Consider the following 26,375-nt stretch of genomic DNA (forward strand, 5'->3'; position numbering starts at 1 on the left):
ACGGCCGTCACCACGTACGATGGTCTCGCCTGACGGGGCCCGGCAGTGTAGACATGGCCTCATGGTCCGACTGCCCGCGCGGCCCACGCCCAGGCCGCCCCGTCCTGCCGGGCGCCCGCGCGCGTCGCAGGGCCCGCGGCAGCGGGAGACCGGCAAGGACGGCGCCCGGCCGGGTGTGCTGCGGGCGGCGATGACCGGGCGCAGCGTCGCCGGGCAGGTGTTCGTCCTCCAAGTCGTGATCGTGCTGCTCCTGGTCGTGTCGGCCGTGGTGGCGCAGGTACTCCAGGTGCGGCACGACAGCAATCGGGAGGCGCGCAACCGCTCTCTCGCCGTCGCCCAGACGTTCGCCAATGCGCCCGGCACGGCGGCCGCGCTGCGCGCCCCGGATCCGACGGCCGTTCTGCAGCCGAAGGCCGAGGCGGCCCGCAAGGCGTCCGGCGTGGACTTCCTCGTCGTGATGAACACCGACGGCATCCGCTACACCCACCCCCAACCGGACCGCATCGGCAAGAAGTTCGTCGGGACCATCGCGCCGGCCGTGGCCGGCGGCACGGTCATCGAGGAGATCAACGGAACGATAGGCCAGCTGGTGCAGGTCGTGGTGCCGGTGAAGGACGCCGGCGGCAAGGTGGTGGGTCTGGTCTCGGCCGGGATCACCACCGCGCACGTGGGCGGGGCCGCCGAGCAGCAGCTGCCGCTGCTGCTCGCGGCGGCAGCGGCGGCGCTCGTGCTCGCCACCGCCGGCACGGCCCTGGTGAGCAGACGGCTGCTGCGGCAGACGCACGGCCTCGGCCCGTACGAGATGACCCGCATGTACGAGCACCACGACGCGGTGCTGCACGCGGTGCGCGAGGGCGTGCTGATCGTCGGCGGTGACGGCCGGCTGCTGCTCGCCAACGACGAGGCGCACCGGCTGCTGGGCCTGCCCGAGGACGCCGAGCAACGGCATGTGCGGGAGCTGGGTCTTGACGGCGAGACGGCGGGGCTGCTCGCCTCCGGGCGGGTCGCGACGGACGAGGTGCACCTGGTCAAGGACCGGCTGCTGGCCATCAACCAGCGCCCCACCGACCTGCGCGGCGGCCCGCCCGGCAGCGTCACCACGCTGCGCGACTCCACGGAGCTGCGCGCCCTTTCGGGCCGTGCGGAGGTGGCGCGCGAGCGGCTGAACATGCTGTACGACGCCGGAGTGGGCATCGGCACCAGCCTGGATGTGAGCCGCACCGCCGAGGAACTCGCCGGGCTGGCCGTGCCCCGGTTCGCGGACTTCGCCACGGTGGACCTGTTCGACGCGGTGCTGGACGGGGAGGAGCCCAGGCCCGGGACCGCGTTGCGCCGGGCCGCGCTCAGCGGCATCCGCAAGGACGTCCCGCTGTACCCGGTGGGCGAGCACATCCGGTTCGTGTCGACCTCGCCGCAGGCCCGGAGCCTGACGACCGGGCAGTCGGTCGTGGAGCCCGTGCTGCGCGAGGCGCCCGGCTGGCTCGCGCAGGACAGGGAGCGCACCGGGCAGGTGGTGGCCGCGGGTGTCCACTCCCTGATCACGGTGCCGCTGCGGGCGGGCAGTCTGGTCCTCGGCCTGGCGAACTTCTGGCGTTCGGAGAAGCCGGAGCCCTTCGACAGCGAGGAGCTGGCCCTCGCCGAGGAGCTGGTCGCGCGGGCCGCCGTGTCCATCGACAACGCCCGCCGCTACACCCGTGAGCACAGCATGGCGGTGACGCTCCAGCGCAGCCTGCTGCCGCGCAGCCTGCCGGAGCAGAGCGCGCTGGAGATCGCCTACCGCTATCTGCCGGCGCAGTCCGGTGTGGGCGGCGACTGGTTCGACGTGCTGCCGCTGTCCGGTGCCCGGGTGGCCCTGGTGGTGGGGGACGTGGTGGGCCACGGGCTGCACGCGGCGGCGACGATGGGCCGGCTGCGCACGGCGGTGCACAACTTCTCGTCACTGGATCTGCCGCCCGACGAACTGCTGTCGCTGCTGGACGAGTTGGTGGGCCGGATCGACCAGGACGAGACCCCGGCCGACGGGGCTGCCGCGGTCACCGGGGCGACCTGCCTGTACGCGGTGTACGACCCGGTCTCGCGGCACTGCACCATCGCCCGGGCCGGGCATCCGCCGCCCGCGCTGGTGCGCCCGGACGGCAGCGTGGAGTTCCCGGACGTGCCGGCCGGTCCCCCGCTGGGGCTGGGCGGACTGCCGTTCGAGACGGCCGATCTGGAGCTGGCCGAGGGCAGCCGGCTGGTGCTCTACACCGACGGTCTGGTCGAGGACCGGGACCGGGACATCGACGTCGGTCTGGAGCTGCTGCGCGACGCCCTGCGCCGGGCGCCCGACGCCTCGCCGGAGGACACCTGCCGGACGGTGCTGGACCGGCTCCCGGCGCGGCCCAGCGACGACGTCGCCCTGATCGTGGCCCGGACCCGGGTCCTGGGCGGCGACCGGGTGGCGACGTGGCAGGTGCCGTCCGATCCGGCGGCCGTCTCGGAGGTACGGGCCCAGGTCACCCGGCAGTTGGCCGACTGGGGTCTGGAGGAGCTGTCGTTCTCGACGGAGCTGATCCTGAGCGAGCTGGTCACCAACGCCATCCGCTACGGGCGCGGCCCGATCGGCGTACGGCTGCTGCGTGAGCGGACGCTGATCTGCGAGGTCTCCGACCGCAGCACGACCTCCCCGCATCTGCGGTACGCGGCGAGCACCGACGAGGGCGGCCGGGGCCTGTTCCTGGTCGCGCAGCTCGCGGACCGCTGGGGCACCCGCTACACCGTCGAGGGGAAGATCATCTGGGCGGAGCAGCCACTGCCCTGAGGACCGGCCGTCCATGCGGGGAGGGCGCGTGGTGGCGCGGGTGACGGTCTCCGGGGCACGTGGCCGTGCGCGGTCCCGCCGCCGGACGTCCGGGTGCGGCCGGGTGCGGCCCGGGTTCCCGGTCCGCCCGGCCGAGGGCGCTCAGCCCAGGGCGCGGTCGAGGTTGAAGGCGGCGCTGATGAGGGACAGATGGGTGAACGCCTGCGGGAAGTTGCCCTGCTGTTCGCCGGTGCGGCCGATCTCCTCGGCGTACAGGCCGAGATGGTTGGCGTAGGTCAGCATCTTCTCGAAGGCCAGCCGGGCCTCGTCGACGCGGCCGGCCCGGACCAGTGCCTCGACGTACCAGAAGGAGCAGATGGAGAAGGTTCCCTCGTCGCCGCGCAGCCCGTCGGGGCTGGCCTGCGGGTCGTAGCGGTAGACGAGGGAGTCGGAGACCAGGTCCTCGGTGAGGGCGTCCAGGGTGGACAGCCACTTGGGGTCGGTGGGCGCGATGAACTTGGCGAGCGGCATCATCAGCACGGAGGCGTCGAGCACATCGGCGTCCTCGTACTGCACGAAGGCACCCCGGCGCTCCGACCAGCCGTGGTCCATGATCCGCCGGTAGATGGTGTCCCGGGCCTGGCGCCAGCGCCGATGGTCGGCGGGCAGCCCCCGGTGGTTGGCGAGCCGGATGGCCCGCTCGATCGCGACCCAGCACATGAGCCGCGAGTACAGGAAGTTCTTGCGGCCGCCGCGGGTCTCCCACACGCCCTCGTCGGGCTGGTCCCAGTGGTCGCAGACCCAGTCGACCAGCTGGCACAGGTCGTCCCACTGGCCGCTGGAGATGGGCTGCGCCCACTTGTCGTAGAGGTAGACGGAGTCGATCAGGGCGCCGTAGATGTCCAGCTGGAGCTGGTCGGCGGCGGCGTTGCCGACCCGGACCGGGGCGGAGCCCAGGTGGCCCTCCAGGTGGGACAGCTCGCGTTCGGGCAGGTCACAGCGGCCGTCGATGCCGTACATGATCTGCAGCGGGCCGGAGGCGGCGCCGTCGCCCGGGCTGATGTGCGTGGTCAGGAACTTCATGAAGGCCTCGGCCTCGCCGCTGAAGCCGAGCCGCAGCAGGGCGTAGACGGCGAAGGCGGCATCGCGCACCCACACATAGCGGTAGTCCCAGTTGCGCTCGCCGCCGAGCTGCTCGGGCAGGCTGGTGGTGGGTGCGGCGACGATGGCTCCGGTGGGGGCGTAGGTGAGGAGCTTGAGGGTGAGGGCGGAGCGGTGGACCATCTCGCGCCAGCGCCCCCGGTAGCGGGACTGGTGCAGCCACCGCCGCCAGTAGGCGACGGTGGCGTTGAACTCCTGCTCGGCCTCGGCGTGGGCGCAGCCGCGGGGCATGACCTGCTCGCCGAGCTGGTCGAGGGCGAACACCGCCGTCTCGCCCTCGCTCAGCTTGAAGTCGGCCCATGCGTCGCGGCCGTCGCTCTCCACCGCGACCGTGGAGGTGAGCGCAAGGGACTGCTCCGGCGACTCGAAGATGGCCATGCCGTCCACGTGGCGCAGGGTGTGGGGGTCGGCGCCGTAGTTGAAGCGGGGGGCGATCAGGGCGCGGAAGGGCACGGTGCCGCGGACGCACACCACGCGCCGGATCAGCCGGTGCCGGCGCACCTCGCCCGACTCGTCGCAGCAGACGGGCATGAAGTCCTGCACCTCGCCGACGCCGTCCTCGGTGAAGAACCGGGTGATCAGGACGTTGGTGTCCGGGAAGTAGAACTGTTTGGTGCGCGCCGGTACGGCCGCGGCCAGCTCGAAGCGGCCGCCCCGCTCGGCGTCCAGGATGGAGGCGAAGACGCTGGGATCGTCGAAGGACGGGCAGCAGTACCAGTCGATCGTGCCGTTGGTGCCGACCAGGGCGACGCTGCGCAGATCGCCGATCAGGCCGTGCTCGGCGATCGGCAGATAGCGGGGGCTTGCGGAAAAATCCTGCTGGAAGGGCATGCCTGCCATGGCTGAGGCCTCCCCGGTGCGAGGTGCGGGCTCTTTTCCAGCTTAGGGGCGAGTGCTCCGCGACGACGTGGGCAGGCGCTCCGCACCCGGTCCTCGGGCGCCTTCCGGATGCAGGGTGCGCCGAGGCGGGGAATCGTAAGAACGTGCCCCGTTCGGCGGCACCGGCACGGATGCGGTCATCCGGACCGAGGAGGAGGCATCATGTCGACATCCACACCCGAAGAGTCCCGGTCGTCCGACGACCACTGCACCCCGGACGCCCTGCTCCACTCCGCCCCCGCGAGGGACGTCACCCCGGAGGACCTGGTGATGGCGGCGGGCAGGGACGTCACCCCGGCGACCCTCGACTGGGCGCGCCGCAAGCTGGAGACCGAGGGCCAGGCGGCCATCGAGAAGCTGCTGCCCTAGGGCGGTCCGGGAAGCGTCGAGGACACCAACGGGGAGGCACCGGGCGGAGGCGCGCAGGTCACGCGGGGGCGTGTCCGCCCGGCGTCAGGCCGTGGCCGCGCGGGGACGGCACGGGCCTTCCGCGGGGCACCCGTCGGCTGACACACTCCGGAGGGTGCCCGACTTCGACATGCTCGTCATCGGATCCGGACCCGGCGGGCAGAAGGCTGCCATCGCCGCGGCCAAGCTCGGCCGCCGGGTCGCCGTCGTCGACCGCCCCGACATGCTCGGCGGGGTCTCCCTGCACACCGGCACCATCCCTTCCAAGACGCTGCGCGAGGCCGTGCTGTACCTGACCGGTCTCACGCAGCGCGATCTGTACGGGCAGAGCTACCGGGTGAAGGAGGACATCACCGTCGCCGACCTGACCGCCCGGACCCGGCACGTGGTCGGCCGGGAGGTGGACGTCGTCCGCAGCCAGCTGGCCCGCAACCAGGTGGCCGTGCACTCCGGGACGGGGCGGTTCACCGACCCGCACACCGTGGCCCTGCGCGACGAGGTCACCGGGGACGAGCGGCTGCTGAGTGCCGAGCGCATCGTGATCGCCACCGGCACCCGGCCGGCCCGCCCGGGCAGCGTGGAGTTCGACGGGCGCACGATCATGGACTCGGACAACGTGCTCTCGCTGGAGCGGGTGCCGCGCTCGATGGTCATCGTCGGCGCGGGGGTCATCGGCATGGAGTACGCCTCGATGTTCGCCGCGCTCGGCAGCAAGGTGACCGTCGTGGAGAAGCGGTCCGGCATGCTGGACCTGTGCGACGTCGAGGTCGTGGAGTCGCTCAAGTACCACCTGCGGGACCTTGCCGTCACCTTCCGCTTCGGGGAGACCGTCGCGGCCGTCGAACGCCATGCCCGGGGCACGCTGACGGTGCTGGAGAGCGGCAAGAAGATCCCCGCCGACACGGTGATGTACTCCGCGGGCCGGCAGGGCCTGACCGCCGGGCTCGACCTGGAGCGGGCAGGGCTCGCGGCCGACGCGCGCGGCCGGATCCCGGTGGACGAGCACTACCGCACCGAGGTGCCCCACATCTACGCCGTCGGTGACGTGATCGGTTTCCCGGCGCTCGCGGCGACCTCCATGGAGCAGGGCCGGGCGGCGGCGTACCACGCCTGCGGGGAGCCGGTGGGGCGCATGCACAACCTGCAGCCGATCGGCATCTACACGATCCCGGAGATCAGCTTCATCGGCCGCACCGAGGACCAGCTCACCGAGGACTGCGTCCCCTTCGAGGTGGGCATCGCCCGCTACCGGGAGCTGGCCCGGGGCCAGATCATCGGGGACTCCCACGGCATGCTGAAGCTGCTGGTCTCCCCGGTGGACCGCACGCTCCTCGGGGTGCACTGCTTCGGCACGGGCGCCACCGAACTGATCCACATCGGCCAGTCCGTGATGGGCTGCGGCGGCACGGTCGACTACCTGGTCGACGCGGTGTTCAACTACCCGACGCTGGCGGAGTCGTACAAGGTGGCAGCCCTGGACGCGACGAACAAGCTGCGCCAGCTCGACCACCTCGGGGACTGACCGAGGCGGGTCGCGGCCGGGCCTGCGGAGTCGCGGCGGTCCCGGCCGGCGCGCCCCGGCCGATCACGTGCAGTGCACAGCGAAGGCGGCCGTCCCACCGGCCCTGGTCCGCTCCTGCCGCGTCATCGAGCCGCGGACGCGGTGCCGGGCCGAGCGCTGTGCGCCGGTCCGGACGGGGAGGAAGGAGCGGGACCAGGGGCGGCCGTCATCGGGAGCGTGGCCCTTCGCCGGTGGCACAGGAACGGCTGCGCGGACCAGCCTTGTGCCCTGTGCCCGTAGGTGCAACCGATGTGCAGTAAAGCCCGCGACAGGCCTTCCCCATCGGGAGGAAAAGGCCATGGCCGAGGAGGCATCCCCCCGGGACCGACGGACACCGCCGCCGGTCGCCTGCGGTCGAGCGGACCGCCCACGGGTGCGGGACCGGAAGTCTCCGGACGGCCGGACGCACAGGGCGTGCGGCGATGCCCTCTCCCCCGTACCTGTCGTGAGAGCCGCACCATGTCGAGCGCGAGGCCGACGGTTCCGGCGAAGGCGACGGCCGTCAGGCCGTCGGCGGGGTACGCCTTCTCCGGATCGCGCTGGGCGATGAGGTTGCCGGGACCAGGACCCGGTCGAGCGTCCGGGAGACTCCGCTCGTCTCACAGCGCCTTGCGCCGCACGAGCATCGCCAGCACCAGCAGGGCGGGAAGCAGCGGCAGCCACACGGTCAGCAGCCGGTAGCCGAGCACGGCGGAGGCCGCGGTCACGGCGGGGGCGCCGGACGCGGTGAGCGCGAGGGCGAGGGCTGCGTCCAGGGAGCCCAGGCCGCCCGGGGTGGGCAGCAGGGCGGCCGCGCTGCTGGCGGCGAGGTAGAGCAGGGCCACCTGCAGCGGGGACAGGGGCAGCCCGACGGCCCGGCCGACGGCGATGACCACCAGCGCGTGCAGGGCGGCGAAGGCCAGCGAGCCGCCCCACAGGGCCGCCGCGCGGGCCGGGCAGGCGTGCACGGCCCGGATGTCGGCCGGCACGCCCGCCAGCGCCCGGCGGCAGCGCCGCCGCAGCGGACCGGCCAACAGCGCGCCGAGCAGGGCGGCCACGCCGAGGACCCCGGCGAGCACCGCCGGGGAGATGTGCGGGACCCGCAGCAGGCCCGGGCACAGCGGGGCGAGCACCGCGAGCAGGGTGAGCCGGACCACTGCCCCGGCAGTGGCCTTGACCCCGAGCGCGCCGGCCGCGCGGCCCGCCGGGAGCCCGCAGCGCATCAGGAACCGCAGGTTCACCGCGCCCGCACCGAGCCCGGCGGGCAGCAGGTGGTTGGCGGCGGAGGCGGCGAACTGCGCGGCGACCAGCCGTGGTCCGGGCAGCCGCCGGGTGACCGCGCCCTGCTGGGCGAGTGCCGAGGCCGCCCAGGTGCCCAGGGCGGCCGCCGCGCCGGCCAGCAGCCACCCGGGGTCGGCGACGGCCAGCCGCACCGCCCCGGTCTCCAGCGCCGGCCAGTGCCGCCGGGCCAGGTAGGCGACGCAGAGCAGGACCGCGAGGCAGATCAGGGTGGGCCCGTAGGTCCGGCGGCGGCCGACGGCCGTGGCGAGGCCCGCCGGGGAGGTCAGGGCCGCATCGGCGGGCGGATGCGGGACCTCATGGGCGGCCTCGGGTACGGCGTGCTGGGTCATCGACCGTCTCTCCTGCGTCTGCCGTGGCGCCCGGTCGGAACCGGCCCTCGGTACGGCGCGGTGGAGGCGCGGGGCGTCGAGCGGCGTGGACGGCCGGTGCCGGGCGTGACCGGCCGGCCGGGAGCCGTCGGACACCGGGGCGACCACCGGGCGGTGCGGGCGAGGGGCTGTGCCGTGCTGTTGGCGTTGTGCCCGCTCACCGCCGCCGAACAACAGCCTGCGGACAACGCCACCGGGATGGCCCCTCCCTGATGGGCGGCGGGGGGACGAACGCCGGGACGAGCCGGTGCCGGACGGGACGGAACCGGGGGGTGCGGGGCGGTGGCGGTGACAGTGCGCGGCGGTGATGGTGGGGGCGGTGACGATGCGCGACGGCGGTGGGGAGCGGTGACGTGCGCGACGGTGACGGTGCGGGGCCGGAAGCGGTGGCAGGACCGTCCCGTCCCCGGTGGACAGCCAGGACGGACCGGACCCGAGCCGGTACGCCACGGCGAGGGTGCCGGACCGAGAACGGCGAGCCTTGCTCCCGGCAGGAAGCCAGGGCGGACGAACGCCGGGACAAACCCGTGCCGGGCCGGTACGGGGCGGCCGGGCCGGGGAACCGTGGGGTGTGGCAAGGCGGAACGCGGGCGTCCGTCGGGCAGGTGGACCCTCCGGCCCCGGCCCCTACGCGCTGTAAGGTTGGGGCATGGCTGGCACAGGGTCCCGCGGCAGGGTGGAGCGGCGCAGCGCCGGGGCGCTGGAGAGCGAGGTGCTGGCCACCCTCTGGGCCACCCAACGGCCCCTGACCCCGGCGGAGATCCAGGCCGAGATAAGCGGCGGACTCGCCTACAACACGGTGCACACCATCCTCAAGCGCCTGTTCGACAAAGGGCTGGTGCTGCGGGACGCCGACGGGCGGCGCGGCGCGTACCGGCCGGCGAAGAACGCGGCGGAGCTGACCGCCCAGGCGATGCACGAGGCCCTGGACCGGGGCCCGGACCCGATCGCGGCGCTCCAGCAGTTCGTGACCGGCCTGAGCCCCGAGGAGGAGCGGGCGCTGCGCGAGTTGCTCGCCGGAGGCGGCGCATGAGGTTCGACGTGTACGTCCCGCTGCTGGTGTCGCTGCTGCTGTCCGTCGTCGCTCCGGTGCTCGTGGGCCGGGTGGCCCCCGCGCTCGCCGCGCGTGTCCTGGCGTCGGCGGCCGTGGTGACCGCGGCGGCCACGGTCTGGTCGCTGGTGCTGCTGGTGGCCGCGCTGCTCGGGGACGCTCCGCCGGTGGTGCGGGAAGCCCGCCAGGACGGGCGGCGGCTGGTGGATCCGGTGCCGGAGGCGATCGGTGTCGCCGCGGGCGTGGCGCTGGTCGTCGTGGTGTGGCGGGTGCACCGGGCGGTGCGCGCCGAGCGGTGCACGCGGCGGGCGCTGCGTCGGCTGTGCGCGGGGCAGCCCGCGGACACGGAGTTGATCGTCGCCGCGTCCGAGGTGCCGCAGGCGTTCGCGATTCCGGGCCGGCCGGGCCGGATCCTGGTGACCTCCGCCATGCTGAGCGCGCTGGAGCCGGGCGAGCGGCGGGTGCTGCTCGCCCACGAGCGCGCGCATCTGACCCACCGGCACGGACCGCTGGTGACGGCGGCCACGCTCGCCGCGGCGGCCGACCCGCTGCTCGCACCGGTGCGTTCGGCGGTGGTCTTCCTGGTGGAGCGCTGGGCCGACGAGCAGGCGGCGGCCGCCGTCGGGGACCGCCGGGCCACCGCCCGTGCCCTGGCCCGTGCCGCGCTCAGCGCGGGCCGGACCCGCACCGCGTGCGCCCTGCATTTCACCGACCGCGCCGTCACCCGCCGGATCGCGGCGCTCCAGGCGAGCCCGCCGCCGCAGCTGTGGGCCGCGGCGGCGGCCGTTCTCGCCCTGGGCGCCCTCCCGGCGCTGCTCGCCGCGGACGCCACGGACGACCTGATCGGTCTCCTCTTCGGAGCGCTGACCTGACACTCAACGCACGCGACACACGACCCTCCCGCACTCCCCTCCAGAGTGCCGGCCCGACACTCAACGCACGCGACACACGACCCTCCCGCACTCCCCTCCAGAGTGCCGGCCCGACACTCAGCCCGTGGTCGGGGCGCGGTGCTCGGGCTGTTCGGGGGCCGGGCGGGCACTGACCGGCGGCACGGCACGCACGGCGGGCTCGTCGGTGCTCACCGTCAGCGGTTCCCCGTGGTGGTGGAGGGTGAGCGGTTCCCCGTCGAGCAGCGTGTACGAGGCCTTGTCCGCGACGATCTCCACCCTCAGGCGGCGTCCGCGGAACTGCAGATGGAAGGCGAGGCGGCGCAGCCGCTCCGGGAGGCGGGGCGCGAAGCGCAGCCCGGACGCCTGCCCGGCGGCCCGGCGCATACCGCCGAACCCCGCGACCAGCGCCATCCAGGTCCCGGCGAGGGAGGCGATGTGCAGCCCGTCCCGGGTGTTGTGCTCCAGGTCCTGCAGATCCATCAGGGCCGCCTCGGCCGTGTAGGCGTGGGCGAGCCGCAGATGCCCGGCCTGGGCGGCGATGACGGCCTGGCAGCAGGCGGACAGGGAGGAGTCGCGCACGGTCAGCGGCTCGTAGTAGGCGAAGTTGCGGGCCACCTGCTCGTCGTCGAAGTGGGCGCCGCAGGTGTACATGGCCAGCACCAGGTCGGCCTGCTTGACGACCTGTTTGCGGTAGAGGTCGAAGTAGGGGAAGTGCAGCAGCAGCGGGTACTGGTCGGGGCGGGTGCCCGTGAAGTCCCAGCGCTGGTAGCGGGTGAATCCGGCGTGCTGTTCGTGGACGCCGAGTTCGTCGTTGTAGGGCAGGTGCACGGCCTCTGCGGCGTCGCGCCAGGCCGCGCTCTCCTCCTCGTCCACGCCGAGGCGTTCCGCCTCCCGGGGGTGCCGCTCGACGGCGACGGCGGCGGCCAGCAGATTCTGGCGGGCCATCAGGTTGGTGTACGTGTTGTCGTCGGCAACGGCGCTGTACTCGTCGGGGCCGGTGACGCCGTCGATGTGGAAGACGCCGTGGTGGTCGTGGTGGCCGAGCGACCGCCACAGGCGGGCGGTCTCCACCAGCAGTTCCACGCCCGCCTCCCGCTCGAAGCGGGTGTCGCCGGTGGCCTCGACGTAGCGGACGACGGCATCGGCGATGTCGGCGTTGACGTGGAAGGCCGCGGTGCCGGCGGGCCAGTACGCCGACCCTTCCGAGCCCTGGATGGTCCGCCAGGGGAACGCGGCCCCGCCGAGCCCCAGTTGGGCGGCGCGCTCGCGGGCCGCGTCCAGGGTGTTGTGCCGCCAGCGCAGCGCCTCGGCGACGGCGGCGGGGGCGGTGTGGGTGAGCACGGGCAGCACGAACATCTCGGTGTCCCAGAAGGCGTGCCCGTCGTAGCCGGAGCCGGTCAGCCCCTTGGCCGGTATCGCGCGCTGTTCGGCGCGGGCCCCGGCCTGCAGGACGTGGAAGAGGGCGAACCGTACGGCCTGCTGGACCTCTTCGTCGCCGTCGACCTCGACGTCCGCGCGGGCCCAGAAGTCGTCCAGGCAGGTGCGCTGGTCGTCCAGCAGCCCCTGCCAGCCGTCGTGTGCGGCGGCGGCGAGGGCCGCGTCGACCTGGTCGGCCATCGCGGGCAGCGAGCGGGTGCCGGACCAGCCGTGCGCGACCAGCTTCTCCATGCGCAGCGTCTGGCCCGGCTCCAGCACGGAGGTGACGGTCAGCCGGGCCACGTCGGTACCGCTCTCGCTGCGGGCCGTGGTGCGTCCGGGGCCGGTGACCACGTGGTCGGCGGCCACGGCGACCCGGAGGCCGCTGCGCCGGGTGCGGTGCACCAGCCGCAGCCGGTTGCCGGAGGCGAAGCCGTCCTCCTGGTCCAGCGGCGAGTGGAGCGCCATCGCGGCGCGCGGGTCGCCGTTCGAGCCGGGCAGCTGCTCGTTGGCGACCAGCTCCGACTGGATCACCACCCGGCTGCGGCGGCCGACGGCCTCCACCTCGTAGGCCACGGCGGCCACCGCCCGCTGGGTCAGCGACACCAGCCGGGTCGAGCGCACCCGGACCGTGGAGCCGGCCGGGGACGTCCACTCGCAGGTCCGCTCCAGCACCCCGCGGCGCAGGTCCAGTACGCGCTCGTGGCTGACGAGCCGGCCGTAGCGCAGGTCGAACGGCTCGTCGTCCACCAGCAGCCGCAGGATCTTGCCGTTGGTGACGTTGATGACGGTCTGCCCGGACTCCGGATAGCCGTAGCCCGCTTCCGCGTAGGGCAGCGGGTGCACCTCGTGCACGCCGTTGAGGTAGCTGCCGGGCAGGCCGTGGGGTTCGCCCTCGTCCAGGTTGCCGCGCCAGCCGACATGCCCGTTGGACAGTGCGAACACCGACTCGCTCTGGGCAAGGACGTCGAGGTTCAGCTCTGTCTCGCGCACGGTCCAGGGCTCGACCGTGTACGACCGGTGGGTGATCACTGCTTGCCTCCCAGCTCGGAGAGGTCCTTGACGACGACGCTCGCGCCGTGCGCGTAGAGCGCCTCGCTCCGGTCGGCGCGGTCGACGCCGACGACGTGTCCGAAGCCGCCCGCCCGGCCCGCGTCCATGCCGGCCAGCGCGTCCTCGAAGACGGCCGCCCGGGCCGCCTCGACGCCCAGGTCACGGGCGGCGGCCAGGAAGGTGTCGGGGTGCGGTTTGCCCGGCAGGTTCCGTTCGGCGGCGACCACGCCGTCGACGCGCACGTCGAAGAAGTGCTCGGCGCCCACCGCGCGCAGCACGTCCCGGCAGTTGGCGCTGGAGGAGACGATCGCGGTGCGCAGGCCGTGCGCGCGGACGGCCTCCAGATAGCGCAGGGTGCCGTCGTAGGCTTCCACGCCGCCGGTGCGGATCTTCTCCAGGAGGAGGTCGTTCTTGCGGTTGCCGAGGCCGTGGACGGTACGGGCGTCGGGCGGGTCGCCGGGGGTGCCCTCGGGCAGGTGGATGCCGCGCGAGGCGAGGAAGGAGCGCACGCCGTCGGCGCGGGGGCGTCCGTCGACGTACTCGTCGTAGTCGGCGACGTCGTCGAACGGGCGTCCCTGCGCGCCGTCGTGGTCGCGCAGGAACGCGTCGAACGTCTCCTTCCAGGCGGCCGCGTGTACGACGGCCGTCTTGGTGACGACCCCGTCGAGGTCGAAGAGACAGGCCAGGATGGTGTCGGGCAGACCGAGCTCAGTCATACCCAGCACTGTTCCCCCGCCGGGCGGCTTCCAGTGGGTGGCGCGCGCCACACCGGGCGGGGACGTCGGGTGACACACTCTGCTGTGTGCCGCTGACCTTCGACGACCTGCTCACCCGTGCCCGCGCCCTCGCGCGGGGCGAAGGGCGCGCGATCCTCGGGATCGCGGGCAGCCCCGGCGCGGGCAAGTCCTCGCTCGCCGAGCGCCTGGTGCACGCCCTGAACGACGGCGGTCCGGCCTGGGCGGCGCACGTGCCCATGGACGGTTTCCATCTGGCCGACGCGGAGTTGGAGCGGCTGGGCCGGCGGGACCGCAAGGGCGCGCCGGACACCTTCGACGCGGCGGGGTACGCGGCGCTGCTGCGCAGGCTGCGCGAGGAGACGGACGGGGTGGTGTACGCGCCCGGGTTCGAGCGGGTGCTGGAGCAGCCCCTCGCGGGGTCGATCCCGGTGGAGCCGGCCGTCCGGCTGGTGGTGACCGAGGGCAACTACCTTCTTCTGGGGGAGGGTTCGTGGGCGCGGGTGGGTCCGTGCCTGGACGAGGTCTGGTTCTGCGTGATCGACGAGGAGGAGCGGATCCGGCGGCTCGTCGCCCGGCACGAGGAGTTCGGCAAGGACCACGAGGCGGCCGTGGCGTGGGTGCTGGGCACGGACCAGCGCAACGCCGACCTGATCGCGGCCACGCGGGTGCGGGCGGACCTGGTGGTGCCGCCCGGGGCACTGCCCGCGCCGTGCCGGGCGCCGGAACCGCGTCCGGCGGCCGGGCGGGAGTGACCCGGCCGCCCGGCTGTTGTTCAGGCGCGTAGGGTGAGTCCGGGCTCGCCGTGGGCGTCGCCCGCCGGATCGCCGAGCACGGCGGTGAACCGAAGCCGCCGCCGGTCAGGCGGGCGTCGAGGTAGCGGGCGAGCGTGTCGCCGTCCTCCGCCAACATTTCCTCGCCGCTGACCCGGTGGGCCCGGGCGAGGAAGGACAGGGAGATCGGGCCGTAGTTGTTGTCGTAGGCCCCGCCGTGCTCGGGCGGCAGCAGGGCTCCCCGGTCGCGGACCCGGTGGGCGCGGATCTCCTCGGTGTACAGGGCGAGCGCGTGGGAACGGAGCGCCTCCCCTCGTCCGCCGGGGAGATGACGGGCCAGCATCAGACCGCCGACCACACAGCCGATGGCCTGGTTGCCCGCCTCCTGCGGGTTGAAGAACGTCGCCTCGGTCAGCCGGCGCCAGTAGCCGTGCGCCACCTCCGTGAGCGCGGTGCGCCGGCCGTCGTCCAGGAGGCGGTCGGCCGCGTCGAGGACGTTGACCGCCTGCAGCAGCGCCCACACCGTGCTCGGCCAGTCACCGATGGGGTGCGCACCCGCCGCCGTCGTGTAACGGGCTTACGGCAGGACCGAGTTGGCGATGCGGAGGTTCGGGTAGCCGGGGTTGTCCTCGGTGTGGACGCGTTCGCGCAGGTGAAAGGCGAGGCTGCGGCGCACGGCACGGGGCAGGCGCGGGTCCTTGCCGCGCTGCCGGGCGAGGGCGAGCAGGGAGGTGATGCCGAGGGAGGTGTCGCCGATGTCGTGCAGGGCGCCGGGGTGTTCCAGGCAGCCGTCGGGCGCCAGGCGGGCCAGGGCCTGTTCGGCGACGTCGGCGAGGACGGCGTCGTAGGCCTGCGCGGTGTCCGGCAGGTCGTGCAGCGGGCGGCGCTGGTGGGGCAGATGCACGGGGGATCAGCCCTCGTTCCGGTGGTCGCCGGACCTTCCACCGGCCTCTTGCGGTGGATGGGGAAGCAGATGAGGGTCGGGAGGAGGGCGAGTGGCGGCGGGGCGGACAACGCGCCGTGGGTGGACCCGCCGGTCCGGTCCCTGTTCCCCTTCCCGGCCACCCCCAAGCGGTTCGACCGTGTCGAGGTGAACCCGGACGGGCCGCGGGCCGTACCCGTCTGCGCGGCAGAGAGTCTGCCGGTACGACTCGTGCAGCGCCAGGCAGAGGGGACGGACCACGTGGACCGGACAGACCGCATGGGCCGGACGGACCGCATGGACCGCACAGACCACGTGGACCGGACGGACCTCGTGGACCGGACGGACCTCGTGGACCGGACGGACCTCGTGGCCGGGGCGAGCCTGGCGCCCGAGAGCCCCGGTCCGGTTCCCGAGGGCTCCGGCTTGGCGCCCGAGAGCCCCGGTCCGGCTCCCGAGGGCTCCGGCTTGGCGCCCGAGAGCGCCGGTCCGGCGCCTGCGAGCCCCGGCAGCGGCCCTGTGCGGCCCGCTCGCGGTGCGGCGCTCGCACGGGTGCATGCGGAGCTGCGCCGTCGCCGGCGGTGGCTGGTGCCGCTGCTGGTGGCCGTGCTGCTGGCCCAGATGGCCGGGGCGATGGTCACCACGGCCGTCCAGCAGACGCCCACCATCGACGAGCCCGTGTACGTGGCGACGGCCACCGACTACCTGCACGAACACCGGCTGCGCTACAACCCGGAGCACCCTCCGCTCGGCAAGCTGCTCATCGCCGCCGGTGTGGCGGTGGCCGGCCCGCACTACGACCCGTCGTACACCGGCACCCAGGGCGAGGTGGGCCGGCATCTGCTGTACGAGTCGGGCAACGACCCCTGGCGGCTGATGCTGTGGGCGAGACTGCCGGTGATCGTGCTGACCCTGCTGTTCGGACTGGTCGTGTTCGCGTTCGCGCGCGAGGTGGCGGGCACGGCGGGCGGGCTGGTGGCGCTCGCCCTGTACGCCTTCTCCCCGGACGTGATCGCGCACGGTTCGCTGGCCACGCTGGACGTGCCGGCGGCCGGGTTCGTGCTGACGTCCGCCTGGCTGGTGTGGCGGGCCCGGCAGCGGCCGCTGCGCTACGTGCCGCCGGCCGGTGCGGCGCTCGGGGCGGCCGTGGCGACCAAGATGAGCGCGCTGCCCGCGGTCCCCGTGGTGATGGCCCTCGCGGTCGTGTCGGTTCGGGGCGCCCTGCGGGGTGCCGACCGCCGGCGCACGGTGCTCCTGGGGCTCGCGGGAGCGGCGGCGGTGGCACTGGTGGCCCTCGCCGTCGTCTGGGCCGCGTATCTGGGGGTCGACCCGCGGCTGCGGTTCGACCCCGCCGAGCCGGTGCCGGCCGTGCACGGGCTGCGCGCGCGCCTGACGGACCTGCTGCCGCTGCCGCGCGCGTACCGGGCCGGGATGCGGGTGCAGTTCGGGCTGGAGGACTACCCCTGGCAGGGCTACCTGTTCGGGCATGTGTACACGGGCTCGCTCTGGTACTACCTGCCGGCCGCACTGCTGGTGAAGACCCCGCTCGGGCTGCTCGGGCTGGGCGCGGCCGGTTCCGTCGCGGCGGTGGCGGTACGTCGGCTGCGGCCCGCGGCGCCGTATCTGCTGCTGCCGCCCGTGGTGCTGCTGGCGGCGGCGATGACGGGTTCACGGGACTTCGGGACGCGGTACGCGCTGTTCGTGCCGATGTTCCTCGCGGTGGCGGGAGCCGGTGTGCCGGCGCTGCGGTGGCGGTGGGCGGGGTTGCTGACGGGGCTGCTGGTGCTGGGGGTGGCGGTGAGCTCGCTGCGGACGTTCCCGTACTACCTGCCGTACTCCAACGAGGCGTTCGGCGGAACGGCGCACACCCATCGGCTGCTGCACGACTCCAACGTGGACTGGGGCCAGGACCTGGGCCGGCTCGCCGACCGCCTGCGGCAGCGGTATCCGGGCGAGCGGGTGTGGCTGGTCTACAAGGGCAGTGGTGTGCCGTCGTACTACGGCATCCGTGCGTCCGATCCGCGCAGGGCGGCGCCGGACCGGGTGCACGGGCTGCTGGTCGTCTCGGACTCCGCGGTCGCCAAGGCCCGCGGCGCACTGGCCGAATTGATCGAATCCAGCCGTCCGATCGATCAAGTGGGCCATTCGATCACTCTGTACCGGCGGTGACGGCTGTCAGCCCGTCACAGCCGCTGGTCACCACGGTCGGTGAGCTATGTTGAGTGGTCGTGGGAGACAAAGGAGGCGGCCCGGTGCCCTCGCCGCAGCAGGCACGCGCCCAGGCATCAGCGATCACTTCGGGCAAAACCGTGCCGGAGGCCGAGGCGGCACCGACCTCCCAGCTCAGGGAACTCTTCGACGGGCCCCGACTGTCCCCGGGACAGCGGCGGGTCGCCCAGTACCTGATCGAGCACATCACCGAGGCGGCGTTCCTGTCCATCACCGAGCTGGCGGACCGTGTCGGGGTCAGCCAGCCCTCCGTCACCCGCTTCGCCGCCGCGGTCGGCTTCAGCGGCTACCCGGCGCTGCGGGAGAAGCTCCAGTCGATCGCGCTGCGCACGCTGGCCGGCGGTCCCGGCGAGGAGAACCGGGCCAACGAACTGCAGGCGGCCGTCGACGCCGAGATCCAGAACCTGGAGAACCTGCGCCGTGACTTCGCCGACCCCGATCGGGTGATCCGCACCGGTCGCGCGCTGTCCGGCTCCACCCCGCTGACCGTGCTGGGTCTGCGCATCTCGGTGTCGCTGGCCGAGTACTTCGGCTATGCCGCCCGCCGCATCCATCCCGACGTACGGCTGGTGACCCGGGGCGGCAGCGTGGCCTATGACGCGCTGCTGCAGTCGCGCGAGGCCGGCGGCACCTGGGTGCTGGCGTTCGCCATGCCCCGGCACGCGCAGGAGACGCTCACCGCGCTGAGGGTGGCGCGCGGCGCGGGCCTGAAGGTCGCGCTGATCACCGATCTGGCGCTCGGCCCGCTGGCCGACGAGGCCGACGTCACCTTCGCCACCGGCACCGGCTCCCGGCTGGTCTTCGACTCCTACGCTGCGCCGGGGGTGCTGGCCGCTGCGCTGCTGCAGGCCATGACCGACGCCGACGCGGAGCGCACCCAGGCTCGCCTGGAGAAGTACGAGCAGGTGGCCGACCAGCACCAGTTCTTCCTCCGGGACTGATCCTTTCGCGGGGGCGGACCGTCCCCGCAGTTCTTCCCGTCAGGTGCCCCCGGCACGGGGATCATTCGCCAGCAGGGGATCATTCAGTGCATTTCGCGCATGAATGTTTTCATACGTCTTGCAAAGCGGAAGGCATATATAAATACTGCTCACGGATCGCACCGGGCCCACTCCGGGCACGTTCCGCACCCGCGGGTTCACCACCCGCACACCGCCCCGAGAAAGCCGACGGACCGCCATGCGCACGCAAGCCCGCCCGCCGCGCCGGCCCCCGACGCCCGGGGTCCCCGCACGGACACCCCCAGCCGCCGTCTCCTACCCGCTTCGGCGCCCGGCGGGGTGTTCGGTGGCGCACCGCCTCCGCGATGCGCCCGTGGCGGCCCCGGTCATCCCCTAGACCGGGGCCGCCCCATCGTCGGACCACCCTCACGACGCCGCACACCGGAAGCGATGATCATGCCCCTGACCACCACGCGCATCAGCCCCGACTGGCCCTGTCAGGTCAAGACGCCGGGCAGCTACGACTGGGAACGCTCGGCCGCCAAATGGCTGCGCGATCTGATCCCGGCGCGCTACGCCAGCTACCCGGCGCTGATCCGGCACCCCGTGCTGCTCGCCCGGCACGCGCAGATCCAGGTCCAGCAGGAGATACGGGTGGCGCGGACGGCGCTGCAGACCGCCCGGGCCGAGCTGCCCGTCCTCGGCCTGCCCGAGTCGGTCATCGAGCACACGATCAAGCTGTACGCGGCCGAGCTCCTGCAGCTTCAGCACATCGCGCGCAGCGTCCGCGCGGTCAGCGACGCCCTGGCCGGGCGCGGCGGCGGCCGCTGACCGAGCCGCCCGCCCGGCCGCCATGCCCACGGCTGCCCGGCGTCAAGGCGGACGTGGCAGACGAGTGATCGAGCGGTGCGGGGTGTGTCATGCTCGTCGCGTGACGAGCATGCCCGCGCGTCCTGCGGACTCCGGCACCGGCGCCGATGCGGCGGCGCTGGCCAAGGTCGTGGCCCGGCAGCGCGCCGAGCTGGAACGGCTGCGGGACGCGGCCGCGATCTCCGCCGTGCTGGAGCGCGCCAAGGGTGTGCTGATGGCGACGGACGGCTGCTCCCCCGACGCCGCCCACGACGCCCTGCTGCAGCGTGCGGGAGCCGGCAACCGCACGCTCCTGGAGGAGTGCTGGCTCACCCTGGGCGCCCCCGTCGTACCGCCGCAGCAGGACACCGGGGCGGCAGGAGCCGGTGCCTCGCGGCATCCGTCGGCCGCCGTCGCCTGGGAGCCGGTGCCCGTCGGCACCGACGACCTCGCCGACGTGCTGGGCCGCGTCGGCCGGGACCTGGTCCGGGTCGATTCGCCGCAGGATCTGGCCGGACGCCTGCTGGAGCACCTGACGCCCGAGGTGGACGCGGACGCCGTGCTGCTGTACGAGCGGCTGCCCGAGGGCGGGCTGGAACTGGCCGGGCACGCCGGGGTCGACCGTACGCTGGCCGCGCAGTGGCATCAGGTGCCGCCCCTGCGGGGGGTCACCCCCTTCGACGCCCTGTGCGGGGGCGGGCCGCTGTGGCTGGAGGACCCCGCCGCCGACCGGCAGCGCCATCTGCTGATCGGGGACCCGCCCGAGCGGTGGCTGTCGCGGGCCTGGCTGCCCGTGTCCGGAGGGGACGGCGCCGGCTTCGCCCTCGGCGTGCTGCGCCGCCGGGACGGAGCGTTCGCGCCGCGCGAGCGGGAACTGCTGTGCGCCGTGGCCCGGTTGTGCGCGGGCCGGCTGCGCGCCTTCGACACCCCGCCGGAGCACCCCGAGGACGGCATCGCCCCGACGGTGCAGAGCGTGCTCGACGCCCTGCCGGGAGCGGCGATCCTGCTGGCCCCGCTGCGTGCCGCCTCCGGCGAGGTGGCGGACTACCGCATCGACGCCGCAACGCCGGGCGCGGTCGACGTGTTCGGGCGGACCGGACGGGACATGGTGGGCACGCACATCCTGGAGAGCTATCCGGCCGTCGCGGGCGAGCCGCTGTGGCACGGCTACCTGGATGCGCTGATCAGCGGGGAGGCGTTCGAGAGCGAGCCGTTCGTCTACCAGGACGTCGCCGACGGGGTGCCCGTGACCGCGACCTACTCGGTACGGGCGGCGCCCCTGGGGGACGGACTGCTGGTGACCTGGCTGCGGCACGACCCGGGACACCGCCAGGAGCAGCGGCTGGCCGACGTCCAGCGGCTCGGGAACCTCGGCTGGGCCCACTGGAACCTGGTCACCCAGGAGACCGTCTGGTCCGCCCAGGCCTACACCATCCTCGGCCAGGACCCCGCGCACGGACCGGCCCCTCTGGAGCGGCTGCCCGAGCTGGCACTGGCCGAGGACGCGGACGTCCTGGCCCACTCGATCGCCGGACTCGTCGGGCACGCCCGGCCGTTCGACGTCCCGTTCCGCGTCGAGACGCCCGAGGGCCTGCGGCACCTCAGGATCGTCGCGGAGGCCGTGTCGGAACCGGACGGCACCCCTGTCGAGGTGCACGGTTTTGTACAGGACCTCACGGCGCAGCGCAGCGCCGAACTCGCTCTGGTGGAGAGCGAGCGCGCGATGCTGCTGCAACGCGGGATCCTGCAGGCGGAGCGTGCCCTGGCCGCCCGGCTGCAGCACGCGCTGCTGCCGCTGCCCAGCAAGCCGGTCCGGCTGGCCGGGCTGCGCGTCGAGGTCGCCTATCTGCCCGCCCAGTCGGGCATCCATGTCGGCGGCGACTGGTTCAGCGCCATCGAACTGCCCGACGACGAGGCGCTGTTCGTGGTCGGCGACGTGGCGGGCCACGGCATCGGCGCGGTGGCCACGATGGCCCAGCTCCGGTTCACCGCCAAGGGCATGGTCAGTACGGGCTCCTCGCTGACCGGAGCCCTCGCACGGCTGAACCGGCTGCTGCTGCACTCCCGGGACGGCCAGAACACGGCCACCATGGTCATCAGCCGCTACGACCCCGCAACCCATGTCCTCGAGTGGGCCCAGGCCGGCCACCCGCCGCCGCTGCTCGTGCGCGGCGGCACGGTGCGCTACCTCGACCGCCCCAACGGCATGTTGCTCGGTGCGAGCGCGAACCCGGTGTTCGAGTCGGCCGAGCTCCGTCTGGAACCCGGTGACCGGTTGCTGCTGTACACCGACGGTCTGGTGGAGCGTCCCGGCGAGGGCATCGACACCGGCTTCGACCGCCTGGCCGACGCGGTCCGCGCGGGCGGCCCCGGCGCAGGCGGTTCCCTGGAGCCGCTGCTCGCCGTGATGCTGGCGGACGAGCGGCGGGACGACGTGTGCGTCCTGGACGTCCAGATGCCGCCCGAGGAGGAGCAGCCGGACCGGTAGCCGGACCTCGGCAGCCGGACCTCAGCCTCACCCGCCCGCGCCGGCCACCCGGGCGGCCCGGGAGGCGTCCGGTCGGTGTGGGTCGCCGGCCCGGCCGGTACGGGTCGGGCGAGCCCGGGACGGAGCCGGTGCATGCCGGTCGGGCGGGTCCAGGGGGCATCCGGTCGGCGCGGGTCGGGCGGCCCCGGATCGGAGCCGGGCGGGCCGGCCGTCATCGGTCGTCGTCGCGGTGCCGCCAGTACCAGCAGAGGCCGGCGGCCAGCGCCAGCAGGAAGACGGCGGGCACGATCAGACCCGGGATGCGGGAGCCGGTCATCGGCGTGGCCTTCGGTCGTGGTGCATGGTGCGCCCGGCGGCGGACCGCGGGGTGACTGCCCATGGTGGGTCCCGGCAGCCGGTCGCTCCTGGGGTTTTTCCGAGGCATTGCCCGGCGTTCGACCCCGGCTGATCAGCCGCCGTCGGCGGGACCGGTCCGGGACTCCAGCGCGCGGCGGGTGTCGTTGCCGTAGACGCCGGTCTCGTCGCCGCTGATGCCGTACCAGAGCTGGAAGCGGGCCACGGCCGCGGTGAGGACCGCGTCGTAGGTGCCGTCGGCGGAGCCGTCGCGGTAGACGTCGGGAACGCGCAGCAGACGCTGCTGCAGGTCGACGACCTCGGGACCGGTGTCGCCCTGGCGGAGGGTGCCGGCGCCGTCGGGGTCGACGGAGCGGGTGGCCGCGGGCGGGGTGGCCGCGGGCGGGGTGGCGGAGGCTGTGGGGACGGCGGGCGCGGCGGTGTGCGGTGCCGTGGCGGCGGGGTGGGAGGGCTGTGCGCTCGCACGGGCCTCCGGGCGGGCGGGGAGCAGGAGCGCGCAGCCGAAGCCGACGAGTGCGGCCGCGCCGACGGCGACGGCGACGGCGGCCCGGCGCAGCCCGGGACCTGAGCCGAGGGCATCCGGGGCGGGCCGGCCGGCGGGGTGCGGGGTGGCCGCGAAGGGCGGCAGTTCCTGGGTCTCGTCCTCTGCTGCGCCGGGTGCCCGTGCCGTGGTGGCGTCCGGCGGGGAAGCCGGCGGAGGGGCCGGGGCTGAGGACTCGTACTCCTGCGGGTCCGGGTGCATCTCCCGCATCAGCTCCGCGAGGGCGTCGAAGCGGCGCAGACGCAGGACCCGGACGGGTTCGAGGACCGGTCCGGAGCGGGGCTCTTCAGGATCGGGCGGTGTCGGCACCCTGTCCTCCTTCCGTCCCGTGGGTACGGGAGTGCGCGGTCCCCGTGCTGAGATACGGCGCTCACGCCGGAGCCGTTCAGCCTCATGTCGCAGCCCACCAAACGCTCGAAACGTTCAACTTGGCAATAATCATTGAGCGTTTGAGCGACCGCGTGCTAGAAACCGCCGTCATGACGACTCCTTGGTCACGTCGTGGTTTCCTGACCGCTTCCGCAGGCACCGCTGTCGCCCTGGGGCTCGGTACCCGGGCGTTCGCGGCGTCGGACGAGTTCGCGACGCTGCGAGCGAAGTGGCGCACCCTGATCCTCGGCGAGGGGCCCCCACCGCCGAACCCTTCACGTCCCGGCTCGCCGACCTGGGCGCGACGGCGGCCCGGCTGCTCTCCGCCATCGCCCCGGCCGCCGGCTCGCTCTGGCCCGACCTGGTCTATGCCGACCCGGACCCGGACACCGACCAGGAGTCGTACGGCTGCTCGGGCAACATGAACACCAGCTTCACCCGCCTGAGCACGCTCGCGCAGGCGTACTGCCAGCCGGGGACGGGTCTGACCGGCGACGCCGGGCTGCGGGACGCGATCGTCACCGGCCTCGGCCATCTGCACGACGACGTCTACAACGCGGACCAGGCCGCCTACGGCAACTGGTACAGCTGGCAGATCGGCGCCCCGCAGGCGCTGCTCGACGTCTGTGTGCTGATGTACGACGCCCTGCCGACGGAGCAGCTGGCGAACCACCTGGCCGCGGTGGACCACTTCGTGCCGGACTCGGCGGTGGGGAGCTACAGCGGGACGAGTACCGGGGCGAACCGGGTCGACCTGTGCCGGGTGCTGGCGCTGCGCGGCGTGGTGGGCGCGAGCGCGACGAAGGTCGCGCTGGCCAGGGACGCCCTCTCCCCCGTCCTCCCGTATGTCACCTCGGGCGACGGCCTGTACGCGGACGGGTCGTTCGTGCAGCACACCACCGTGCCCTGCACGGGTTCGTACGGCTCGGTGATGCTCGGCGGACTCGGTCTGCTCTTCGCGCTGCTGGCCGGTTCCAGCTGAGTGGTGACGGACGCGAACCGGCAGATCGTGTTCGACGCGGTGGAGCACGCGTGGGCGCCGTTCCTCTACAACGGCCTGGTGATGGACGGGGTGTCGGGCCGGGCCGTGAGCCGGGGGCTCGCGGCGTCGGACCCATCCGATGCGGATGCGCACCGGCCTGACCCTGATGTGGCGGCGGCCGGTCACGGCGGTGACGGCCGCCCCGGCCACGGTCGTCTCGTCGGTGACCGGGTCCGCGCTGACGCTGTCCTTCGGGGATCTGACCTCGACGGCGGGCGCGACACAGCAAATCACCGTCAGGCTGGGATGAGCGTCTCCTGCCCTCCCTGGGCACCCAGAGCTCCCTGTGCTGCTTGTGCTTCCCGTGTCTGCCGGGCCTCGTGGACGAACCGGCTCAGGGAGGCCGTCAGCGCGGTGACGAAGGCGTCCCGGTCCTCCTCGGGGAGGGCGTCCAGGGACAGGTAGGGGTTGAGGTCCTCCAGCTCGACCAGGAGCAGCCCGCCGTCGCGGACGCGGCAGGCGTCGACCCGCTGGATGCCGTGGCCGAGGCCGTTCCAGTCGACGAAGCGGCGGGCGAACTCCAGGTCGGCGGCGGTGGCCGAGTAGGGCTGAAGCTCCCAGCGCCGCCCGGGATCGGGGGCGCACAGGGCGTACTGGAAGTCGTCGTCCACGAAGTAGAAGGACACCTCGTGGACGAAGTCGACGCACGGCTGGACGAGGACGCTCGCGTCGGCGATGCCGGCGAGCTCGCCGAGCCGGCCGGCGGGGAGGATCCGCAGGCCGAGGGAGTCCGCGCCGAGCTTGGGCTTGACCACGTAGCGTTCGGCCACGGGCAGCCGGTGCAGGTCCTCGGCGCGGTCGACGGTGGGGATGACCGGGAAGCCGGCCTCGCTCAGATCGAGCAGGTACTGCTTGCCCGCCATGTCCGCCTTGCCGCTGAGCGGGTTGTACACCGGGGTCCCGCCTGCGAGCGCCCGGGTGCGGAAGGCGTCGTACTCCCTCTGGTAGCCGAGGACGGGCCCGCTGTTGCGGACGACGACCGCGTCGTAGGCGTCCATCAGCGCGGCCGCGTCCAGCGGATGGCACAGGGCGAGGTCGAAGTGCTCCCGCAGCCTGGAGGTCAGGAAGACGTCCTCGTCGCCGTAGCGGCGCCCGCGGGCCGGGTACGCCAGGTCGGTGACGTAGAGGACGCGGGGGCGGGCGGCGGACATGCGGGGCTCCTCGGGCAGCAGGGGTGCAGAAAGGTTACGCCGAGGGGTGGCCGGTTCCGTCCCCGGCCCCGTCGTCCGGGTGCCTCACGCCGAGCGGGTCAGTTCCTCGGGGCCGACGCCATGGGCGAAGGGCGCTCCGCGGGCGTAGCGGGCGACCTCCTGGACGGCCCAGTCGGTCATACGGCCCAGCTCGTTGCCGAGGGAGCCGGCGATGTGGGGCGTGAGCAGCACGTTCGGCAGGCGGTAGAGGGGGGAGTCGGCGGGGGGTACGTCGGGTTCGGTGACGTCGAGGACGGCGTTGAGGCGGCCGGTGAGCAGGTGGCCGGTGAGCGCGGCGGTGTCGACCAGGGAGCCCCGGGCGGTGTTGACGAGGGTCGCTCCGTCCGGCATGAGGGCGAGGCGCCGGGCGTCGAACATATGGTGCGTCTCGGGGAGTTGGGGTGCGTGGATGGTGACGACGTGGCTGTGTGCCGCGAGTTCGTCCAGGCCGGCCGGTTCGGTGCCGAGGGCGCGGGCCTCGGCGGGGTCGACGTACGGGTCGTGCAGCAGGACGTGCAGATCGAGCGGGCGGAGCAGGTCGATCAGGCGGCGGCCGACGCGGGAGGCGCCGACGACACCGACGGTGCGGTGGTAGTTGCCGTGGCCGCTGAAGTACGGCAGCAGGTCGGGCCGGCGGCGTGTGCGGGTGTAGGCACGGGCGGTGTCCAGGACGCGCTTGTTGGCGAAGAGGATCGCGGCGAGGGTGAATTCGGCGACCGGCAGGGCGTTGGCCGCGGCCGCGGAGGAGACGGTGATGCCGCGTTTCCAGACGGCGTCGGTGACGTGGTGCTTGACGGAGCCCGCCGCGTGGACGACGGCCCGCAGCCGGGGCATGCGGGCCAGGGCGTCCTCGGTGAGCGGGGGTGCGCCCCAGTGGGTGAAGAGCACCTCGGCGTGGGCGAGCCGGAGGGCGTCGGCGGGGTTTGCGCCGGTGATCGTCGTGATCGTCGTGGTCGTGTCGACGCGGGCGACCGCGTGGAGCCCGTCGAGGATGCCGTCGGCGAGCAGGGAACGGTGGATGTCGGTGCCCATGGCGAGGACGGTACGCGGGCGGGGGTGGGGGTGGGGGTGGGGGTGGGCGCGGAGCGCGGTC

General features: G+C 73.8%; 18 protein-coding genes and 3 pseudogenes. 12 read left to right on the top strand and 9 right to left on the bottom strand.

Features of this window, described 5'->3' with window-relative positions; translation table 11 throughout:
- Positions 1-61: 61 nt before the first annotated feature.
- Positions 62-2,800: a SpoIIE family protein phosphatase gene (locus ACZ7P3_RS15260; protein ID WP_472081641.1), complete on the top strand. Its 2,739-nt coding sequence runs from the start codon at positions 62-64 to the stop codon at positions 2,798-2,800.
- Between the two features lie 141 nt (positions 2,801-2,941).
- Here the strand turns inward: ACZ7P3_RS15260 and ACZ7P3_RS15265 are convergent, their stop codons facing one another.
- The gene (locus ACZ7P3_RS15265; RefSeq protein ID WP_472081643.1) at positions 2,942-4,780 is read right to left on the bottom strand and encodes a glycoside hydrolase family 15 protein; all 1,839 of its coding nucleotides are present in this window, start codon (positions 4,778-4,780) and stop codon (positions 2,942-2,944) included.
- Between the two features lie 201 nt (positions 4,781-4,981).
- On the opposite strand from ACZ7P3_RS15265, the gene ACZ7P3_RS15270 reads away from it, so the two are divergent.
- Both ACZ7P3_RS15270 and sthA read left to right on the top strand, forming a co-directional pair.
- Positions 4,982-5,188, top strand: a complete 207-nt coding sequence (locus ACZ7P3_RS15270) for a hypothetical protein (protein WP_472081645.1) — start codon at positions 4,982-4,984, stop codon at positions 5,186-5,188.
- Positions 5,189-5,342: 154 nt separating this feature from the next.
- The gene (gene sthA / locus ACZ7P3_RS15275; RefSeq protein WP_472081647.1) at positions 5,343-6,749 is read left to right on the top strand and encodes a Si-specific NAD(P)(+) transhydrogenase; all 1,407 of its coding nucleotides are present in this window, start codon (positions 5,343-5,345) and stop codon (positions 6,747-6,749) included.
- A gap of 488 nt (positions 6,750-7,237) precedes the next feature.
- Here the strand turns inward: sthA and ACZ7P3_RS15280 are convergent.
- Positions 7,238-7,345 (bottom strand): annotated as a pseudogene (locus ACZ7P3_RS15280) (proteasome subunit beta); the annotation flags it as partial.
- 42 nt (positions 7,346-7,387) lie between these two features.
- On the bottom strand, positions 7,388-8,335 hold the full coding sequence (locus ACZ7P3_RS15285) for a lysylphosphatidylglycerol synthase domain-containing protein (RefSeq protein ID WP_472081977.1): 948 nt from the start codon (positions 8,333-8,335) through the stop codon (positions 7,388-7,390).
- A 751-nt stretch (positions 8,336-9,086) separates the two neighbouring features.
- On the opposite strand from ACZ7P3_RS15285, the gene ACZ7P3_RS15290 reads away from it, so the two are divergent.
- Positions 9,087-9,470: a BlaI/MecI/CopY family transcriptional regulator gene (locus ACZ7P3_RS15290; RefSeq protein WP_472081649.1), complete on the top strand. Its 384-nt coding sequence runs from the start codon at positions 9,087-9,089 to the stop codon at positions 9,468-9,470.
- Positions 9,467-10,360, top strand: a complete 894-nt coding sequence (locus ACZ7P3_RS15295; protein WP_472081651.1) for a M48 family metalloprotease — start codon at positions 9,467-9,469, stop codon at positions 10,358-10,360. The genes ACZ7P3_RS15290 and ACZ7P3_RS15295 overlap by 4 nt, the downstream gene beginning before the upstream one ends.
- A 117-nt stretch (positions 10,361-10,477) precedes the next feature.
- Here the strand turns inward: ACZ7P3_RS15295 and ACZ7P3_RS15300 are convergent, their stop codons facing one another.
- Together ACZ7P3_RS15300 and ACZ7P3_RS15305 are read right to left on the bottom strand one after the other, a co-directional pair.
- Positions 10,478-12,829, bottom strand: a complete 2,352-nt coding sequence (locus ACZ7P3_RS15300) for a glycoside hydrolase family 65 protein (RefSeq protein ID WP_472081653.1) — start codon at positions 12,827-12,829, stop codon at positions 10,478-10,480.
- Positions 12,826-13,566 carry an HAD family hydrolase gene (locus ACZ7P3_RS15305; protein WP_472081655.1) on the bottom strand — a complete coding sequence of 247 codons (741 nt, stop codon included), beginning with the start codon at positions 13,564-13,566 and terminating at the stop codon, positions 12,826-12,828. Before ACZ7P3_RS15305 ends, ACZ7P3_RS15300 begins: the two co-directional genes overlap by 4 nt.
- 86 nt (positions 13,567-13,652) lie before the next feature.
- On the opposite strand from ACZ7P3_RS15305, the gene ACZ7P3_RS15310 reads away from it, so the two are divergent.
- On the top strand, positions 13,653-14,339 hold the full coding sequence (locus tag ACZ7P3_RS15310; RefSeq protein WP_472081657.1) for a nucleoside/nucleotide kinase family protein: 687 nt from the start codon (positions 13,653-13,655) through the stop codon (positions 14,337-14,339).
- A gap of 91 nt (positions 14,340-14,430) precedes the next feature.
- Here the strand turns inward: ACZ7P3_RS15310 and ACZ7P3_RS15315 are convergent.
- Positions 14,431-15,261 (bottom strand): annotated as a pseudogene (locus ACZ7P3_RS15315) (hypothetical protein); the annotation flags it as partial.
- 537 nt (positions 15,262-15,798) lie between these two features.
- Between ACZ7P3_RS15315 and ACZ7P3_RS15320 the strand changes: the two are divergent.
- The 4 genes from ACZ7P3_RS15320 (at position 15,799) to ACZ7P3_RS15335 (ending at position 21,786) form a co-directional block, all read left to right on the top strand.
- Positions 15,799-17,448, top strand: coding sequence for an ArnT family glycosyltransferase (locus ACZ7P3_RS15320; protein WP_472081979.1), 1,650 nt, complete (start codon positions 15,799-15,801; stop codon positions 17,446-17,448).
- 83 nt (positions 17,449-17,531) lie between these two features.
- Complete coding sequence (locus tag ACZ7P3_RS15325) at positions 17,532-18,449, top strand: MurR/RpiR family transcriptional regulator (RefSeq protein ID WP_472081981.1); 918 nt, start codon at positions 17,532-17,534, stop codon at positions 18,447-18,449.
- A gap of 450 nt (positions 18,450-18,899) precedes the next feature.
- Positions 18,900-19,280, top strand: coding sequence for a hypothetical protein (locus ACZ7P3_RS15330; protein WP_472081659.1), 381 nt, complete (start codon positions 18,900-18,902; stop codon positions 19,278-19,280).
- Between the two features lie 109 nt (positions 19,281-19,389).
- Complete coding sequence (locus ACZ7P3_RS15335) at positions 19,390-21,786, top strand: SpoIIE family protein phosphatase (protein WP_472081983.1); 2,397 nt, start codon at positions 19,390-19,392, stop codon at positions 21,784-21,786.
- Positions 21,787-22,234: 448 nt separating this feature from the next.
- On the opposite strand, the gene ACZ7P3_RS15340 is transcribed toward ACZ7P3_RS15335, so the two are convergent.
- Positions 22,235-22,990: a peptidoglycan-binding domain-containing protein gene (locus tag ACZ7P3_RS15340; protein WP_472081661.1), complete on the bottom strand. Its 756-nt coding sequence runs from the start codon at positions 22,988-22,990 to the stop codon at positions 22,235-22,237.
- 170 nt (positions 22,991-23,160) lie between these two features.
- On the opposite strand from ACZ7P3_RS15340, the pseudogene ACZ7P3_RS15345 reads away from it, so the two are divergent.
- Both ACZ7P3_RS15345 and ACZ7P3_RS15350 read left to right on the top strand, forming a co-directional pair.
- Positions 23,161-24,212, top strand: a pseudogene (locus tag ACZ7P3_RS15345) (twin-arginine translocation signal domain-containing protein); the annotation flags it as partial.
- Positions 24,172-24,342: a hypothetical protein gene (locus ACZ7P3_RS15350; protein WP_472082014.1), complete on the top strand. Its 171-nt coding sequence runs from the start codon at positions 24,172-24,174 to the stop codon at positions 24,340-24,342. The pseudogene ACZ7P3_RS15345 and the gene ACZ7P3_RS15350, both read left to right, overlap by 41 nt.
- Here ACZ7P3_RS15350 and ACZ7P3_RS15355 read toward each other — a convergent pair.
- Together ACZ7P3_RS15355 and ACZ7P3_RS15360 are read right to left on the bottom strand one after the other, a co-directional pair.
- Positions 24,329-25,243, bottom strand: coding sequence for an ATP-grasp domain-containing protein (locus ACZ7P3_RS15355; protein WP_472081663.1), 915 nt, complete (start codon positions 25,241-25,243; stop codon positions 24,329-24,331). The genes ACZ7P3_RS15350 and ACZ7P3_RS15355 overlap by 14 nt on opposite strands.
- Before the next feature lie 84 nt (positions 25,244-25,327).
- Positions 25,328-26,314 carry a hydroxyacid dehydrogenase gene (locus tag ACZ7P3_RS15360; protein WP_472081985.1) on the bottom strand — a complete coding sequence of 329 codons (987 nt, stop codon included), beginning with the start codon at positions 26,312-26,314 and terminating at the stop codon, positions 25,328-25,330.
- Between the last annotated feature and the right edge of the window lie 61 nt (positions 26,315-26,375).

Source organism: Streptomyces sp. NPDC107581, from assembly GCF_055657175.1.